13 protein-coding genes are annotated in these 17762 nt (G+C 54.0%); 7 read left to right on the forward strand and 6 right to left on the reverse strand.

Annotation, left to right across the window (positions count from 1 at the left end):
• Positions 1-2 precede the first annotated feature (2 nt).
• Positions 3-818 carry an ABC transporter ATP-binding protein gene (locus tag ABWV79_RS11095; protein WP_170355179.1) on the reverse strand — a complete coding sequence of 272 codons (816 nt, stop codon included), beginning with the start codon at positions 816-818 and terminating at the stop codon, positions 3-5.
• A gap of 1 nt (position 819) precedes the next feature.
• On the reverse strand, positions 820-1944 hold the full coding sequence (locus ABWV79_RS11100; RefSeq protein ID WP_170355178.1) for an ABC transporter permease: 1125 nt from the start codon (positions 1942-1944) through the stop codon (positions 820-822).
• Between the two features lie 241 nt (positions 1945-2185).
• Here ABWV79_RS11100 and ABWV79_RS11105 point away from each other — a divergent pair, with 241 nt between their 5' ends.
• The 3 genes from ABWV79_RS11105 to ABWV79_RS11115 all read left to right on the forward strand — a co-directional run bounded on the left by ABWV79_RS11105 (position 2186) and on the right by ABWV79_RS11115 (position 6399).
• Positions 2186-3718: an alkaline phosphatase family protein gene (locus ABWV79_RS11105; RefSeq protein ID WP_353391959.1), complete on the forward strand. Its 1533-nt coding sequence runs from the start codon at positions 2186-2188 to the stop codon at positions 3716-3718.
• Positions 3719-3832: 114 nt separating this feature from the next.
• On the forward strand, positions 3833-5698 hold the full coding sequence (locus ABWV79_RS11110; RefSeq protein WP_502949862.1) for a PAS-domain containing protein: 1866 nt from the start codon (positions 3833-3835) through the stop codon (positions 5696-5698).
• Positions 5698-6399 (forward strand): response regulator transcription factor, encoded by a 702-nt coding sequence (locus tag ABWV79_RS11115; RefSeq protein WP_353391962.1) that lies wholly within the window; start codon positions 5698-5700, stop codon positions 6397-6399. Before ABWV79_RS11110 ends, ABWV79_RS11115 begins: the two co-directional genes overlap by 1 nt.
• An 86-nt stretch (positions 6400-6485) precedes the next feature.
• Here the strand turns inward: ABWV79_RS11115 and ABWV79_RS11120 are convergent, their stop codons facing one another.
• Positions 6486-7709 (reverse strand): beta-barrel domain-containing protein, encoded by a 1224-nt coding sequence (locus tag ABWV79_RS11120; RefSeq protein ID WP_353391964.1) that lies wholly within the window; start codon positions 7707-7709, stop codon positions 6486-6488.
• 155 nt (positions 7710-7864) lie between these two features.
• Between ABWV79_RS11120 and ABWV79_RS11125 the strand changes: the two genes are divergently transcribed.
• Positions 7865-9907: a dockerin type I domain-containing protein gene (locus tag ABWV79_RS11125; RefSeq protein ID WP_353391966.1), complete on the forward strand. Its 2043-nt coding sequence runs from the start codon at positions 7865-7867 to the stop codon at positions 9905-9907.
• 13 nt (positions 9908-9920) lie between these two features.
• Here ABWV79_RS11125 and ABWV79_RS11130 read toward each other — a convergent pair whose 3' ends face one another.
• The 3 genes from ABWV79_RS11130 to ABWV79_RS11140 all read right to left on the reverse strand — a co-directional run bounded on the left by ABWV79_RS11130 (position 9921) and on the right by ABWV79_RS11140 (position 14010).
• Positions 9921-11237 carry an HlyD family type I secretion periplasmic adaptor subunit gene (locus tag ABWV79_RS11130; RefSeq protein WP_353391968.1) on the reverse strand — a complete coding sequence of 439 codons (1317 nt, stop codon included), beginning with the start codon at positions 11235-11237 and terminating at the stop codon, positions 9921-9923.
• A complete protein-coding gene (locus tag ABWV79_RS11135) occupies positions 11237-13003 on the reverse strand; it encodes a type I secretion system permease/ATPase (RefSeq protein ID WP_353391969.1) in 1767 nt (588 codons plus the stop codon). The genes ABWV79_RS11130 and ABWV79_RS11135 overlap by 1 nt, the downstream gene beginning before the upstream one ends.
• A gap of 143 nt (positions 13004-13146) precedes the next feature.
• Positions 13147-14010 (reverse strand): LysR substrate-binding domain-containing protein, encoded by an 864-nt coding sequence (locus ABWV79_RS11140; RefSeq protein WP_170355166.1) that lies wholly within the window; start codon positions 14008-14010, stop codon positions 13147-13149.
• 249 nt (positions 14011-14259) lie between these two features.
• Between ABWV79_RS11140 and ABWV79_RS11145 the strand changes: the two genes are divergently transcribed.
• The 3 genes from ABWV79_RS11145 to ABWV79_RS11155 are packed head-to-tail and all read left to right on the forward strand — an operon-like array spanning position 14260 to position 17754.
• Positions 14260-15516, forward strand: a complete 1257-nt coding sequence (locus ABWV79_RS11145; protein ID WP_353391971.1) for an SWIM zinc finger family protein — start codon at positions 14260-14262, stop codon at positions 15514-15516.
• Complete coding sequence (locus ABWV79_RS11150; RefSeq protein ID WP_353391973.1) at positions 15513-17282, forward strand: DUF6493 family protein; 1770 nt, start codon at positions 15513-15515, stop codon at positions 17280-17282. Before ABWV79_RS11145 ends, ABWV79_RS11150 begins: the two co-directional genes overlap by 4 nt.
• A 7-nt stretch (positions 17283-17289) precedes the next feature.
• The gene (locus tag ABWV79_RS11155) at positions 17290-17754 is read left to right on the forward strand and encodes a LuxR C-terminal-related transcriptional regulator (RefSeq protein ID WP_353391975.1); all 465 of its coding nucleotides are present in this window, start codon (positions 17290-17292) and stop codon (positions 17752-17754) included.
• Positions 17755-17762: the final 8 nt, after the last annotated feature.

Below are 17762 nucleotides of genomic sequence, written 5' to 3' on the forward strand. Positions count from 1 at the left end.
TTCTACCTGCTTTGCCCTTTCTCTTGCGCTGCGCGCGCCCGAGGGCCGGTGAAATATTCTTGCACCCAAGGATGATCGACTTTGGTCATTTCTTCAATCGGCCCTTCAACCAAAACGCGTTTTTCCGCGAGAACGGCAATACGGTCACAAATGGCATACAGGCTGTCCAGATCGTGCGTGACCATGAATACAGTTAATCCCAGCGCATTTTGCAGTTCTCCGATCAGATCGTCATAAGCGGCGGCTCCGATCGGGTCCAACCCGGCCGTGGGCTCATCCAAGAAAACGATTTCGGGATCCATTGCCAACGCACGGGCCAGCGCAGCCCGCTTGCGCATCCCCCCTGAAAGTTCCGAAGGAAATTTGCCACAACTGAGCTGAGGCAAACCGACTAGGCTGATTTTCAAACTGCCAAGTGCGCACATTAGGCTTTCACTCATACCAGTATGTTCGCGCAGAGGAGCGATGACATTCTGCAAAACGGTTAGTGACGAAAACAGCGCCCCATCCTGGAATGCAACACCCCAACGCTGTTCAATCCTTCGACGCTCCTGTTCGGGACCGTTCAACACGTCGACGCCCAGAACTTCAATACTGCCAGCTGTAGGTTTGTTCAGCCCGACAATTGTCCTTAGCAGAACGGACTTACCAGTACCTGACCCGCCGACGATGCCCAGCACCTCACCGCGCCAGACGTCCAGATCAAGGTGCTGGTGAACCACCTGCGGCCCAAACTGGTTGGTCAGGTTACGTACCCGAATGACGGCCTCGCGCTGGGTGTCGGCCTGGGTTGTTTTCTGCAGCACGGTTCCGTCCATGTCAGACCCCCATGACCGAGAAGAAGATCGAGAACAAAGCGTCCAGTGCAATAACCATAAAAATGGATTGAACCACAGACGAGGTTGTCCTCTGCCCGACGCTTTGAGCAGACCCCTTGACCTGCAACGCTTGCCAACAGGCGATAACACCGATGACCAGTGCAAAGAACGGCGCTTTGATCATGCCGATCGCAAATTGCCAGATGCCTGTGTTTTCCTTCAACCGCGTCGCGAACATTCCGGGGCTGACGTCGAGGTCGATCCAGCTCATAAGTCCACCGCCAATCAGGGCGGAGATATCGGAAATGAAGCCAAGGATCGGCAACATAATCAGCAAGGCGACCACCCGCGGGATGACCAGAACCTCAATCGGGTCCAGGCCCAAGGTGCGCATGGCATCAATCTCTTCTTGCACTTTCATCGAGCCTATGGACGCCGTGAAAGCCGAACCGGACCTACCTGCCACAATAATAGCCGTCAGAAGGATGCCCAATTCCCGCAAAACCGAGATCGAGATCAGTTCGACTACGAAAATCTCGGCGCCGAACTGTTTCAACTGGGTTGCACCTTGGAATGCCAAAACGACGCCAATCAGAAAACCCATCAAGGCAACGATCGGAATGGCTTTGAAACCGACCTCTTCCATCTGCGAGACCAGAGCCGCCCGCCGTAGCCTGCGTGGGTTCAGAAGGGTCCGGCCTAGTCGGTGCAGCGTCAGGCCAAGAAAGTCCAGCATCGACAGGGTGTCTTTCCACCCGCCCGCCGTCCGTTTGCCGACGCTTTCCACCCAGTCTCCAAAGCTGCGATGGTGAATTTCAGTTACTGGGTCATCGGGGATGCTTTTGGACACAGTCGCAATCAGGTCGGAATAGGCAGGTGACGCACCATGAAGATCAATCTCACCCCCTGCCTTTTGTACCCGGCGGGTCAGATCGGCGACCAGCCATGCGCCGCTTGTATCCATTGCCTGAACGTCTGACAGGTCGACAACGACCTTGTTCCCCGTAGGCGTGAAGGATGTGAATGCGGCTTCTATACTGCTTAGGGTTTGGGTTAGCAGTTCACCCGACACTAGAATGCTGATGCCTTCAGCATCATGGTTCAAATTTACAGTTGGTCGGGTCATGAGCGTATGTGATTTAAAACACGCGTGCGCTGCAACGTATTTTTCGAAAGATTCTGGTAATTCTCTCCTCTCAATAGCGCATGTGTGACAGTTTCAGACGCAGGATTGATCGACCAAGCCGACAAACACGTTTCAAGTCTGATCTTAACTAAGGCCAAGTCTAACGAATCTGTTGCTGCTTGGGCAGAACCCGGACAATGTCCGCATCAAAAGCCAAGCCAGCAGGATCAGAGGAATTGGGATGCAACGCGCCGGTAATGTCCTTTTTATCATTATTGACCAGCTTAGGGCCGATTGTCTGAACGGCGCACTGGCGGGACATGTCGACCTGCCCAACATGCGCGCCTTCATGCAAGAGGCGGTGACGTTCGACAGGCATTTTTCAGTGACCAACCCTTGTGGCCCGTCGCGCGCGTCTATCCTGACCGGGCAATATGCGATGAACCATCGGTCCGTGCGAAACGGAACACCTTTGCGTCACGATACCCCGACCATAGCAAGTGAAATGCGAAAGGCTGGCTACTCGCCTTTGTTGTTTGGCTATACCGACACGACGGCCGACCCTAGGATACACGACCCAAATGACCCTGTTCTTCGGTCTTATGAACAACCCATGGCCGGGTTCGAAGAAGTGGTCGAGATGCGACTAGAAGAGTCTTACCCATGGCGGTCGCACTTGATGAAACAGGGCTATTCCTTTGACAGCTATTGGGATGTCCATTCACCGGTCTCTGAGTCCGGTGGTCCGGCCAAGCTGAATGATCCAGCGTTGTACGCGGCCAAAGACAGTGACACCGCGTTTTTGACGGATGTATTCCTTAATAGTATGGCGCCGCTTGTTGGGCAGAATTGGTTTGCACATCTCACCTATATCCGCCCGCATCCACCCCTTGTGGCACCTGCCCCCTACAACAACATGTATGACCCAACGTCGCTCCCTCTGCCTGCCGGGCTTGGGGGCGCGAACAGCGAGGCCGAAGTTCATCCGTTCTTTGCACCTACTATGCAAAAACAGACTGCTGCTGATTTCGTCCTGGGTTTTAAGAACGTTGATCCGACGCCTGAGAACATCCAAATTCTGCGATCTGTTTATCTGGGGTTGGCGACGGAAGTTGACCACCATATCGGACGGGTCGTCCAGTTCCTGAAGGACAGTGGCCAGTATGACGACACTTTGATCATTATCACTGCTGATCACGGAGAGATGCTCGGAGATCGAAACAGCTGGGGTAAAATGACCGTCTATGATGCGGCCTATCACACGCCCCTTATGATCCGGTTGCCTGGCAATCGAGACCAAGCGGGTTCCGTCATTTCTGCTCCGACCGAATCCATCGATGTTACTCCGACCATTCTCGACTGGATTGGGCAATCCATTCCAAATTCGATGGATGGGCGGTCTCTGTTGCCTTTGCTGCGTGGGAACCTGCCCGAGGACTGGCGCAGCTATTCCTTTAGTGAGCTGGACTTTTCCGAACCTTTGAACCCCACGATCTGGCAGGAACAGCTAGGGACTGATCCCAGCGATTCATCCCTTGGAATATTGCGGGATGACCGCTTTACTCTGGTCGAGTTCGCTGCGGACCTGCCTCCCATGCTTTTTGACCACACGGGCCGTGGAGAGTTTGAAAACGTGGCGTTCAACCCCGACTACGCACCCGAACTGGCCCGGCTTACGCGCCAAATGTTGCGGCACCGAATGCGCAATATGGACCACACGTTGTCATTATGTGCGATTACATCCGACGGCCCAAAGTCTCGCTCTAGGCATTGATCGAATTCTGCGTGGCCTTGGGCGCTAACGCCTCTACACCTGCGAGATTTCCGATGTTACGGATATAACTCGGGGAGGGTGAAATTGGACATCACCGAAGAACAGATCAAAGCGATGACGTCGGCCGGGTTGAATCTGATTGGTCAGGCGTTGTCGATCTATGACAGTCAGCTGCGACTGGTTGTAAGCAATCGACCGTTTCAGGTGATGTTTGACCTGCCCGATGACCTCGTCAAACCCGGTGCGCTGTTTCGGGATACCATCTACTATCTGGCGACACATGGTGAGTATGGCGATGATGCGGATGCTGACCAGATCGTCGAACGGCGAATCCGACAGGCTTTGACTTTTGAACCCCACTACCTTGAACGCGTTCGAGCCAACGGTCAGGTTATCTCGGTCGAGGGCGCTCCGTTACCGAAGGGGGGGTGGGTTGCAGTTTATACAGATATCACAAACACCAAACAGGCTGAGGCCCTGCTGCGCGCCCGTTCGGTAGAACTGTCCGGGCAACTTTTGGACAGGGCCGAGGAACTGTCGGCAGCGAACCGAAAGCTCGCTTCTACAAATTCGGCATTGGAAGAAGCCAAGCGGCAGTTGACCGAAACCGAAGCCCGCACCCGCATGACGACTGAAATGATGCCTGCTCATATAGCGCATTTGGATATTGAAGGAAGATATGACTATTCCAATCGACGTCTGAATTCAGTGATGCCAGGCCGTCCGTCCGATATAATCGGGATGCATATTTCTGAGGCATTGGGTGCTGCTGACTATGACAAAGTCGAGCCGCACCTTCAGAAAGCGTATGACGGGGAAACATCCGTTTTCGAGTTCACCGAAAACCAGGGTTCGCGACGTATTCGTGTTTCTTTCACGCCAGACAAAGAAGGCGGGGTTTATGTCATGTCAGTCGATATCACCGAAGAGACACAAGCCCGGGTCGCCTTGCAGCAAACGCGCCGTCGGGCTATGGCGGCCCAGATGACCAGCGGCCTTGCCCATGATTTCTCGAACCTCTTGACGATCATTCTTGGAATGCAATCCCGACTGCAAAAGATGGACTTGCCGGAATATGCCCGTGAGTTGGTCACCGCCACGCAGCAGACCGCCCGCCGCGGAGGGCAATTGCTGAACAGAATAGCGGATATGACAGGCAATCGCACTCCTCAACCCAAGGCAACCGATATGCGTGGGTTACTTGAAGACCTGCGAATTCTGGCCTCGCCGTCGTTGCCGCGCGGTGTTGGGCTATCGGTGGTCAATACACTGCCAGACGTCGCCTTGATGCTGGATTCGGGCATGGTGCAGGATGCCCTGCTGAACCTTGTGTTAAATGCGCGCGATGCCTGTGGTGAAACAGGTCAAATTACCATCAGCGCTCATAAGGTGGGTAGCATCTGGGCGGAAATCGCGGTTTCCGATACTGGCCCCGGCTTTTCGCCTGAAGCTTTGGACAAAGCACTCAACCCGTTTTTTACCACCAAGGGGAATAAGGGGTCTGGGCTTGGTTTGCCAATGGTTTATGACACGGTCAAATTGGCTGGCGGGGATTTGGATCTGCGCAACACACCGTCTGGCGCCTCTGTGGTGCTGCGTTTGCCGTACAGACCGGCTCCGCCCGTGCAAGAGGGGCTTGTGCTGCTGGTCGAAGACAGCGACGCGCTCAGAAGCCAATTCCGTGACATGCTGGTCGAACTGGGATTTTCCGTGATCGAGGCAACTTCGAAATCCGAGGCTTTAGCTTTGGTTCAAAATTTACAGGACATAGTCTTGGTGCTGTCGGATATCCGCCTTGAGGGAGAGGAGACCGGGTTGAATCTTTTGGACGACATAAACGCATCGGTGCCCTGCATTCTAATGACTTCGCTGCCTTATTCCGACCCATTGCACAAACAAGCGCTTGTCCGAGCACCAGTTTTACGCAAGCCATTCACCCGCGCTCAACTTTGTGCCCTGATCAGAACCGAGGCCGCCTGATGACCCAACCTCTGGTCACGATCGTTGATGACGAACCTGAAATTCGACGGATATTGACCGATGCTTTGGAGGAGGCAGGCTTCCGGACCCAGAGTTTCTCTCGTGCGCGCGAGTTCGAAGCCTCGTTGAAACGTGTTACTCCAGACGTGTGCCTGGTGGATCTTTCATTGCCTGACACAGATGGTCTTGCGCTGGTGCATCGCTTGGCGCTAGAGCAAGGCGCAGCGGTCATAATCATCTCGGGCCGAGCCCAGGTACAGGACCGGGTTACCGGTTTGGAATTGGGTGCTGATGATTATATCACCAAGCCCTTTGATCCTGCCGAAGTTGTCGCGCGCATACGGGCCCGGTTGCGAGCGCCGCGGGTGCGACCAACTCATTCTGATGTGGCGCATTTTAACGGTTGGACTGCCTATTTCGATCGCTACATCCTGGATGATGGCGCAGGGACCGAGACCCCTTTCAGCCACGCCGAAGGGGAAGTTTTGCGGCTGTTTCTGGAAAGCCCAAAAAGGTTGATCAGTCGCGCACATATGCAAGAGACTTTGGGCGGTGCCGCAGGGGATAGTTTTGATCGGGCGATGGATGTCAGAATATCCCGACTGCGTACCAAATTGGGTGAAGACCCCAAAAACCCCAAATTAATCAAAACGATTTATGGTGCAGGCTACATTTTTCTGGGAGATGTCGTTTGGCAATAAGCGAGCGGCATTATGAGTTTTTCAGTCCACGGCCGCCAAGTGATTTCAGGTTATTAGTTCGGTTGGCCCGCCTTCAGAACCCCTTTCTATTCCCGCAGAGCTTGCTCTTTGACTTTGACGACGGGTCTTATCAGGTATTCCATCACAGTTTTTCGCCCCGCTAGAATATCGACTTCAGCGATCATGCCGGGAATGATCTCAACTGCCACTCCGTTGGCATCCAGAAAAGACTGTTGGGTTTGAATCTCAACGACAAAAACTTCTTCGTCATTTCGTTCTGATCGCGTTATGGTGTTTGCACCGATCCGGACTATTTCCCCATCCAGCGCACCGTATCGAGCGAAATCATAAGCGGTGATTTTGACCTTCACCGGCTGTCCGGCGTGCAAAAACGCGATATCATCTGGACGCACGTAGGCTTCGACAAGCAAATTGTCCCCGAGCGGAACTAACTCGATCAATTCCTCTCCGCTGCGGGCCAACCCACCAATCGTGGTTATTTCGTTCCCATCAACGTCGAGGCTGCGGACGACAACATTTGTCACGCCTTGAGGTAGGTTGGCTGCCTGTGCAGGCGATAAAGACAGGCTCCAGGTTCCATCACTATTCAAGGTGGCCGGCGCGACAAAACTTCCAATAGTAACTTGGACTGACTCCGCGCCTTCAGCCGCATTTATGTTCAATGCGGCACTGCTCAATGCAGTGGATTGTACACCAGAAAGGTTCAGGTGAGGGTAGGTCGGAGCTGGGGGAGGAGCAGAGTCGCCACCGCCTCCTCCTCCTGCGCCGGCTGCTGCGGCCCCTGCCAGCCCAAGCCCGCCAAGTGCGGCTCCTACGCCGCTGATGCCACCGGCACTAGCCGCGCCGCCGGCTTCGGCCGCTAGGCTGAATTGTGCAATTTCGGCCACCGCATCCTCGGCTATCATAATGGCGCCGCCTTCAAGAATTTGAACTTTTTCAGCGGCAACGACTATCGTTTGGCCATTGGCCAATTTCAGAACAACATCTCCGTCTTTTAACAGCTTGACCGATCGAACACCTGGAATGGTTTCCGCGAATTGGAAGGCGTAGAGTTCCTCGACGGTGGCCTGAGCAAGTGCGGGCAATGCCAACAGAGTCGAACCAAGACCACCGGCAAGCCCTGTTCCGGCCCAACGGCGCATCTTTCTGTCGATCCACTTTTGTAGTTTGGATTTGTAAGCTGCGTCCGCCTGCAATTCGTGCGTAGGGGTTCTGGATTCAGGTTCTTTGGTCATCTTACCCTCATATGTGGTGTCCGCGTCCGCCCGATGGGGCAAGTTGCTGTTCATCTGTCTTTCCCATCTGTGACTCATGCGGTCGGACCTGAAAAATTTGTGTTAATCTGAAACTGAACTCCTCGTTTTCACCACAATCGCGCTTTTGTTTCGGACTGGGCATCAGGTCATCTTATTCACGAAGCCAGATGTGGCGTGGGGTGATGGTTATGATGCTTCAGTTCGAAGGAGTGGTTGCAACAGGAAGTGCAGCGCTCGATTCAGGTATCGGCGATACGGCTTTACAAACGTTTAACGGAGATACGTATCTGTACAGCGTGACGGGCCCTGGCGGCGGCGTAGTTGTTTGGAAACTGATCGACGGTGCGATCCCGCAAGTGCAAGACACCGAGTATTTTGCGGGTTCGATCGCGTTTCAGGTTGGACGTATGGGAACTCCCGTTTTCTTTGCTGATGGAGACCAACTGGTGCTGGACGTGCGCTCGGCCAACGGTTTGGTTGGGTATGAACTGAATCCAGACAGCACAATCGGGGCGCTACAAGAAACAGGAACACTGGTGGGAGGCGGGGATGTCTCTGCCGTGGTCCAGCTGTCTGGTGGAATTTTGGCTGTAGCTCATGAAACCACCGGGGAGATTGCGACTTATGACCTTAACGGCGATGGGACTGTGCGTCTTTCGGGGTCAAGCACGGCCCAAGCTGATTCGATGCAAGTGATACAGATTGCGTCCAGTTCGATTCTGGTGACAAGCGATGCCACCTCCGGGACAGTCGGAACCTTCAGTATCGATCACGGAACAGGCGCAATCAGTGAAGTGGATAATACTGACACGCTTAGCACCTTGGGAATTGCGACACCGACCGCAGTGGAAGTCGTTCAGGCTTATGGTCAGTCCTGGGTTGTGGTTGCCGGTGCCCAGAGCAACTCGTTGAGTGTCATGATGCTTGGCAGTGACGGCAGTTTGACCCCCACAGATCATGTGCTGGATTCTTTGCACACGCGGTTTGGCAATGTTCAGGATCTCGAGGTTGTCGAGGTGAACGGTCATGTTCTCGTTGTCGCCGGCGGAGGGGATGACGGGATTACACTGTTCACCATGACGCCCGACGGGCAACTGGTTCACCAAGACAGTTTCGAAGATACGCTTCAAAGCGGTCTACAAAACGTAGAAGCCTTCAGCGTTGCACATGTGGGTGATGAGTTGCAGATACTTGTAGCCTCGCAGCAGAATGCGGGTCTGACTCAGCTGTCCGTCGATGTGTCCAATTTGGGCGTCGTACGGGACGGGTTCGGTACTGTGAACGGAACAAGTCAGAACGACATACTCAACGGCAGCATTCTGGAAACAGCTTTGAACGGTGGAGCAGGGGACGATATCCTGATTGCGGGCACCGGAGCGACAACAATGACGGGCGGGGCTGGTGCGGACATTTTCGTTGCCCAATACGGAAGTAACCCCATCACGATCACCGATTTTCAGGTCGGAGTCGATCGGTTGAACGTGTTTGACTACCCTCTACTCAGAACGCCCGAACAATTGACCTTTACGTCCACGGCAACGGGTGCGGTAATCGAGTACCTGAATGAAACGATCGAGGTAAATTCGAACACGGGTAGCCCGTTGTCGCTTGTACAGGTGTTCGGGGCGGGATTTGGAGGGCCGGACCACATTCCCGTCGATTTTGGCGACTTCGGTGGGCTTGATCCCGGCAGCTCGGACGGCATTCAGGGCGACATTACGATTGACTCCACATCTACAAATGCGGGGTTAAGCGACGCTGAGATCCGCTTTTCGATAGATGGAGGCGGGACCGTGAGCGTGCGGGCTGACGACGATGGGGTGTTCGACTTGAGCCTGCCATCAGGAACCTTCACGGGTGAGTTGGATATCGTGAAAGGGTATTCAACGGCGTCAGGAGACATTACAGCCCTTGATGCTCTTCAGGTTCTTCGTATTGCGGTTGGGCTTGACCCAACATGGGGGCCGGCTACCGCGGAAAATCTGATTGCGGCGGATATCAACAGGGACGGTGCAGTGAACGCGTTGGATGCGCTTGCGGTCTTGCAAGTGGCGGTTGGGCAATCTTCTTCACACCAGGCGGAATGGGTTTTTATCGACGCCGATGCCGACCTTTCAGGTGTCACCAGAACCAATGTCAGTTACGAGACGGGCACAGATATCGTTGTAGTCGACAATGTCCTGGCTGCTGACATGACTTCAATTCTGCTAGGTAACCTCGAGTCAGTTTAAGCCCGTTCCCAGGTCATTCTCGGAATGCTCGATTGAAATAGTCTGATAGCGGTTTAACGAGGAAGGAAAGGGGCGTTCTTTCGTCCGTCTTGATCATAGTCTCAACAGGCATACCCGGTAGCAGTTCCTGGCCATTCAGACGTTCGACCTGGCCGTCATCGGGTGTTACCTCAGCGCGGTAAAAGGTTTGACCTGTTGCCTCGTCAGTGAAGGTGTCTGCTGACACATTGATCACCTTGCCCGCAATTTCCGGCGTTTCACGTTGGTTAAAGGCTGTGAAGCGCAGCAGAACGGGTTGCCCGACATGCAGCTGATCCACATGGATCGCATCCACTCGTGCTGCAACCAGTAACGGTGTGTCTTGCGGCACAATATACATCATAGGCTCACCTGCCTGGATCACCGATTGCAAGGCAAATACCTCGCTGCCATAAACGGTGCCGGTGACCGGAGACCGAATATCCAGGCGCGACAAGCGAACTGTCAACGACAATCTCCTTTCCGCAAGTTCTGCGATCTGGGCCTGAATGTCCCTCAGGGTTGCGATGGCTTCCTCTCGCCGTGTCGCGGTCAACTCGACGATTTCGATTTCCGTCGAAGCGATCTGCCCCCGAAGTCGCGCGATGGATGCCTCAAGACGTCCGATTTCCCCGGTCAGGCTAGCCTGTTCACGCTGCAGGGCCAGAACGCGGCTTGCAGGGGTTAAACCACGTTTAAACAGGCTTTGCTGGTCTTCCAGTTCTTCGTTGATCAGCTCCATCTGACGGCGCAGGGAAGCCAGTTGAGAATCGTTGCCTTTGATCTCACTTTCAATCTGAACAAGCTGGTTGCTCAATTGTCCGGTCTGTTGTGTCAGCGTTTCTAGGCGCGCTTCGAACAGACGCCGTTGTCCGTAGACAAGGTCATCGGCCAAACCTTCTTGCATTTGAAGCTCTTGCAACTGCGCCGCAAGGTTGTCGATAGAAACACCGTCGCGTTCGGCCTCCAAACGGGCTCTGCGCGCCAGAAGCTCGAACAGCTGCGCTTCGACAATGGTTTTTTCAGAGGTGAGGAAAGTATCATCAAGCCGCACCAGCAAGTCGCCGCTATCCACCGCATCTCCGTCGCGGGCAAAAAGCTCTCCGACGACGCCGCCGTCAGGATGTTCAACGACCTGACGATTGCTTTCTACTTCGATGGTGCCCTGGGAAACGATGGCACCGGCAAGTCGTGTACGAACCGACCAGATACCCAATCCTCCAATTAGGATCGCCAAGGCAACAAACCCGACGATAGCAGGGAAAGTTATGCGCCAGACAGGCCGTATATTATTTGCGTCCTGGTCCGGCATCAGTCGTTCGCCTTTTCTCGGGTTACCTTGACAGTCGTTTTGCTAAGGTCGCGTTTGATCACGTTGGCATTTTGTACCATAGCTCCTAAAACCTCGTCCCGATTTCCGGACTTCACGACCTGCCCTTTTTCAATAACGACCAGGTCGTCGCATTCTGAAATTGCTTGCGGGCGGTGGGTCATTATGATGGCGGATTTTCCTTCGGACTTGAGACCGCGAATTGCCGCGTTCAGTGCCTCGGTTCCATCGGCATCCAAGGCCGAGTTCGGCTCATCCAATATAAGCAGAACCGGATTTCCATAGAGCGCGCGTGCTAGAGCTATACGCTGCTTCTGGCCGCCTGATAGCTGGCTATCATTGCCATCAAGAAACGTGTCATAGCCTTTGGGCAACGTTAAAATCAGATCATGAGCATTTGCCTTTTTGGCGGCGTCTACCACGGCCTGAGCATCCGGGTTCTCGGACATGCGCGCGATGTTTTCCGAGACGGTTCCGTTGAACAGCGTCACATCCTGCGGCAGGTATCCAATGTGCTGTCCCAACTCGCCGGAATCGTATTGATCCAAGGTTGCCCCGCCCAAGCGGACCTCTCCATTTACGGGACGCCAAAGGCCCAAAAGCGCCTTGGCCAGTGTTGACTTTCCTGACCCGCTTTTCCCGATCACGCCGAGCGCTTTTCCTGGCTCCAAAGACAAGGACACATTGCGCAATGTCGGACTTTCCGCGCCAGGCGGAATTAGCGTGACCGTCTTGGCCGTTAAATTGGCCTCGGGTGTGGGCAGTTTTGTGCGCAGAGCGTCGGGCGGCGTAGATTGCAGGAACTCGTTCAATGAGACCCATGCAGTTCTGGCGCGCTGAACCATCGACCACTGTCCTATAGCCTGTTCAACCGGGGCCAAAGCTCGGCCCAGTAGGATCGACGCGGCGATCATAGCACCTGGCGTCAATTCGTTGCGCAACACCAGCAACGCGCCAAGGGCCAACATGGCAGATTGTAAAAACAGACGGAGGGACTTTGTCAGAGATGAAAAGCTGCCAGTCCAATCACTGGCGGAAATCGTTTGCCGCAATGCGTCCGTCCGCTGTCGTTGCCAGCGGTTGGTGATGTCTGTTTGCATACCCTGAGCGCGCACAATCTCAGCGGCTTGGCGGGCATGTTCCGAAAATGAGTTGGCCTTGGCCGAAGCAGATTGTGCGGCGGCGATTTTGCGATGCGTCAGTTGTTGGTTCATCAGAGCGATGACGACCAGAACCGCACCTCCTGCGATGGCCAACCACCCTAGCAGCGGATGAAAAAGGAAAATGGCCGCCAGAAAGACTGGTGTCCACGGGATATCCATCACAGCAAGCAATACCGGCGATGAGCATAGGTTTTGAATGGATTCCAGATCCCGCAGGGCCGTTGCCGGAGCTGCACGGATTTGTGGATGCAGAGATCTGCGCATAGTGGCGTCAAACACCCGTTCATCCAACTGGGATTGGAACCGTGCACCAAACCGCGCAACAATCCGACCGCGGGCATAGTCTAACATGGCCATCAGGGCATATAGCAGAGCGACCAACAAAAAAAGCGCTGCCAGGGTTTCTACCGCGCGTGAACCAAGCACCCGGTCGTAGACCTGCAACATAAAAAGAGGGCCGGTGAGCATCAAAAGGTTAACAAACACACTGAACAGGAAAGCAAGCGCCAAAAATTTTGCACCCTGATTGCGCGCGGCTCTTAGTTCTTCGCGAGGGGCAGGTGGTGGTACTAAGTCATTTTTCACGAACGGAACCCTAGGTCCTGAGAGCTTTGACACATCTTAGACTGATGGTCAGAAAGAGAAAATGCCAGTCTAGGCTGAAGCCAGAAAACAGCGTGGTGTTCGCAACAAATGAGCCAGCCGAAATGGTTTGGAAGCAGCCAGCGTCACTTGGCTTCTAATGCTGTTTTAAAGAAGGATTGGACAAGTCGAGAGTCTCCGCGCTCTTTCAAATGTGCCAGATAATAGCGGGTCTCAACCTTTACATCTCTAAGCGGAATTGCGCGCAGATTGGGGTGAGAAACGAATTCGAAATCGGCGACGAAGCCGATTCCGATACCCTGTTCTACAGCTTTCCAAATAGCTTCCCTGCTCCCTAACTCCAGAATTGGATCCAGAACGACTCCTCGTTTTTCCGTTTCGGTTTCGATGGCCAGCCGCGTGGTGGAACCGACCTCGCGTCGGACTACTCGTTGTCGGTGAAGGTCGGCAATTGAGATACTTTCCTTATGGTAAAAAGGGTGGTCGGAATTTACGAACGCCACTACCTGGTGTGTGCTATAGAGCTGAGTTGTCACTCGGGGGTCAGATTGAACTTCGGCCAGGATGGCGACATCAGCGTCGTAGGACAGAATCCGATCAAAACACCTTTGCGAATTGCCAAACCAAACCTCAATGTCGATCGCCGGGTATTTGGACTTGAAAGCAACGATCATATCCGTTGCATGAAAAGGACCGACCGCGGCAATACTTAGGCGACCGGCGTGAAATCCCCGAAACGACTCCAGCAGCGTTTCGGCGTCAATCTCAGCCTGGTGCAATCGAGATGTAATGGCTAACAATTCTTCGCCTGCGTTGGTCAGATGTACTTCACGCCCAACGCGGTTGAAAAGTTGAATATTATAGCGGCTTTCGAGGTCTTTTACCTGTGTCGAGAGCGTAGGTTGCGTGATGTTGAGCTCCCTCGCGGCAGCCGAGAACCCTCGGAATGTCGCAACCGCATGGAAAGATCTGAGCTCGGATTTAAGCATTGAGAAAACCTGAATTTACATCCGCATTTATTAGAAAAGTATATATATTGAGCTCGAGTTATTTGAAAGAAAAGACCAAATCCCGAGTTGCGATGGTTGCAAAGATTTCATTCAGCTAGCTACCATTGCTTAGAGTATTTACATCCTTTGACAGTTTTTTGGGGCTCCGGAATGAGCGGAATCGATTATATCTATAGCTATGATGGCCGCTCGTCCTTGGCGGGTTCCGGACAAGCCAAGTTTCTGCGATTGGCTTCGGACAAAGGCCAGCCAGAAAGCGCGCAAACTTATCTGAAAGCGAAAGCCATTCAGCCGGACCTAACCGCAAAAGCTCTGCGCGCGATATCTGAAATTGTTGGTTCACGATTCTATGTTCCGCCGGCCATGCTGGCGCGAATCCTGCGTGAAGCTGACCCGGTTGCGACCGTCGGGCGAGAATGTGTCCGGTTTGAAGGGTTTTCCGCCTGTTGCAGTGTGTATGCGCGACTGGACCTCGAGCAGGAGTCGCTTGAGGTGGAAAAGCGGAGAACTGGCACTACGAATGTGGATTTTGGGCCTGAATTGCGTGCTCTGTTGGCGCAGGTAAAACCGAGCGGCGAACTAACAATCGGAATCGGTTCATCCTTTGTAGATATTGCGCATGAAAAAGGCTGCGTAACAGAACGCAAAGTTCCGCTGCCGTTGCGCTGGCTGAAAGGGTTCGCCGAGGTTCAAGGGCATCTTGCAGTTATGGAGAAGGTTTTTTCCCTTCCGTCCGTGCCGGCACAAAGGTTTTTGCGTACGTTACCGCGTTCAAAAGCCGATCATTTGCTCTGGGTTTCTGCCGCGGGAAACCGTGTGCGAACGATGACGCGTAAAAGCGCTGATAGTGTACCTTTGCGTGGGGCGCATCGTTTACGTGTTTTGGAGACTCTGGCGAGTAAAGCGCGATATTTGAATGTTTATGGAAACCCGGCACTTGGAAGCTCTGCCTGGGAGTTGGATTTCGGCTCTCAGAGATTCACGTTGGTATTGAACGCAGAGCCTTGGCGCGGCTTTTCGGGGGATGGACGGTTGCTGTCTGATTTGGTTCATCCGAACAGCTGCGTTCCGATCATTCGCGCCCATTTGAATTGGCAAGATAGTCTCGACCTAGCGTTTATGGGGCATGAACCTGGCGTATCCGGCGCAGACATTCGTCAGGCGATCTCACATCTGGCGGCAATTGGCCAAGTTGGTTTTGACCTTTCTCGTAACGCCTGGTTCCACCGGCAGCTCCCGTTTGGTCTGGAGCGTCTGCAGGCGCTCAACCCTCGTCTCAAGTCCGCGCGGGCGCTTTTTGACAGCAAGGCTGTGACGTTGTCGCAAACTGGCGCCGACGTAGTCAGTGAAAACGTTACTCACCGCGTGCGTCTCTCTCAAGACGGATACAGTTGTACTTGCCCGTGGTATGCCAAACATCAGACAACGCGGGGGCCCTGCAAGCATGTTCTTGCAGTAGAGATGGAGTTGGAACGTTTGCATTGAACGAAACGGATTTCATCCGGTTGGTTACGACAAAGTCGGCCAAGCGTGTCCTGAAGGCACTGGCCGATCTTTCCGAACAAGACCGCCGTAAACTTGCTCCAACTGCGCTGAAAGTTCAAAAGCGTCAGCAGAAAGCAGCCTGGGACGTTCAGTTCAAAGGTCTCAAACCTCCAGTTGATCTCGCCAAGGATTTGGAGGCTTTAGGCGTGGCTGTCTTGGCAACGGCGCGCCCGTCCGAATACAGTTGCGGCGATTGGCGCATTCTGCCAAGTTCGATCCCGCTGGAGGAGGTTTTTGCCGTACTGAACCCAAGCTGGATGAACGCGTGGGCCGAAGCCGCGGTCGAAGATAACCCTCGATTGATCACCACAATCCACGCCCTTGTTAACAAGGGGCTTTGCACCATCCCCAAAACTGATGCTTACATACTTGGATATTATGCTGGACAGGCCAGCATACCGGAATTGGCCCGCACACAATTTCTTGCCGAGGATGTCTGGCGGTTTTTTGAGGTCGAAGGCGGCGGCGACCTCAGCCTAGCCGCATGCGACAAGTACTGTGGGCGAAATGTTTCATGGGCCAACTTTCTGATTGAACTCAGCCGGGACGGGACTTTAGACAGGCAAAGGCTTCTGGATGCGTCCTTGGATGCGTTAGAGCGGGACTTTGGCCAGTTCAGGGCTGGGTGGTATTCCCGGTTCCACGTCGCCATGGACCCCACAGAAGATGAGATTGCAAACCGGGCAAACCGTTACCTCGACTTGCTGAGCAGCCCTGTTCCACCCACTGTTTCATTCGCCCTGAAGTTTCTGAAACGGATGGACACAAATGGGGGGGTGGACCCGACTTTACTTGTGACTTCTATCGAACCGGCGCTTCAAAGTCGGCAAAAATCATCGGCAAAACTGGCGATAAAGCTATTGAAAAGCAGTGCCAAACGGCATCCCCAATGCGTGCATGACGTGGCCAAAGTCGCCGTTTCGGCCCTGATATCTGAGGCCGGAGAGGTTCAGGCGCTGGCGCTTGATTTGGTCGAAGAACTGGATCAGGTGAAAGATGCCGAAATACAGGCTCGGATGCGGGATTACCTGGAGCTGGCAGCCCCTACTTTTCAAACTCGACTTGCCGCTCATCTGCAAGACGCTCCTGTCCAAACCAATGAAACCCTTTACCCAACTCCAGTGCTCGAAGACGTCGTTCCAGTTGCGTCGGCGGAAGAAGCTGTTGAAACGTTTTTGGCGCTGCTTGAGCACTGCGATGATGCAGTACTGACCGAACGTGCTCTGGATGGCATGGCACGCTTTGGAGCGGCAGCAGAGCCCTTGCTGAATCCGTTGGCCAAGCGCGCAAACCAGTTGAGGGCGCGCGGGATTGATGCTGGGCTTGAAAGCAGAAGCCATTTGCAGATTCCTATTGCAGCTACCGCCCTCGCGTGGGCGCGCGATAGCGATTTTGTGGCGGAAATAGAACCTTCCCTGCAGCCCCGATACTCGGGTCATATTCCTTTGGGAACCGATCCAAACAGCTTTGTTGGTATGTTCTCTGCGCGTTCTGCTGAACTGCTGGCATTTGTGCAGGCCGGTCTATCGGTACCCATGTTGTCTGCTCCGACCGACAATCGTGGATACCTGGCTCCGCAAAAGCTGATCCAGCGTATGAATGAGTACCGGCAGAAGAAGTTGGTTCCGGGGCAGGCGGATTTTAAGTTGGCGCTAATGCGACTCGCGCCAGAGGATCGCGAAATTCTGGTCGAACTATTCGGATGAGGCATACTTGCGTGGCATTGCTCGGATCGTGCCGAAAGAGGCGGCTTATGGTTATGTCCTAAAGACGGCCAGCCCATCCCGGATGCATCTGGCGTTGCGGGCGGTGTTGCTTGAGGCTCAGATCATGGTGGATCGCGAGATCCATCAGATTCAAAGGGATCAGAGCCGGTCCGGTGAAGCCCTGACCGAGGTTGAACTAGCCATTCTGACCGATCTTGCGCTTGGCTTGCCGGATAAGGCGATTGCTGCCCGTCGCAAACTGGCGCTGCGGACGATACAAAACCGACTGCTTTCGATATACGAAAAACTGGATGTGAACGATTTGCTGATTGATACCGGCGATGTCGCGATCAACAAACGTGTCCGCGCCGTTTCAAAAGCAATGACGTCTCAGATTCTGAACAACGAAGCCATCGTAGCAGCAGAGAAAGACCTCAGCAGCTGGTTGGCACGATCGTCTTTTCCCGTATAGCGCCACGA

It is taken from the genome of Ruegeria sp. HU-ET01832 (genome assembly GCF_040371315.1).
Taxonomy (GTDB): Bacteria; Pseudomonadota; Alphaproteobacteria; order Rhodobacterales; family Rhodobacteraceae; genus Ruegeria; species Ruegeria lacuscaerulensis_A.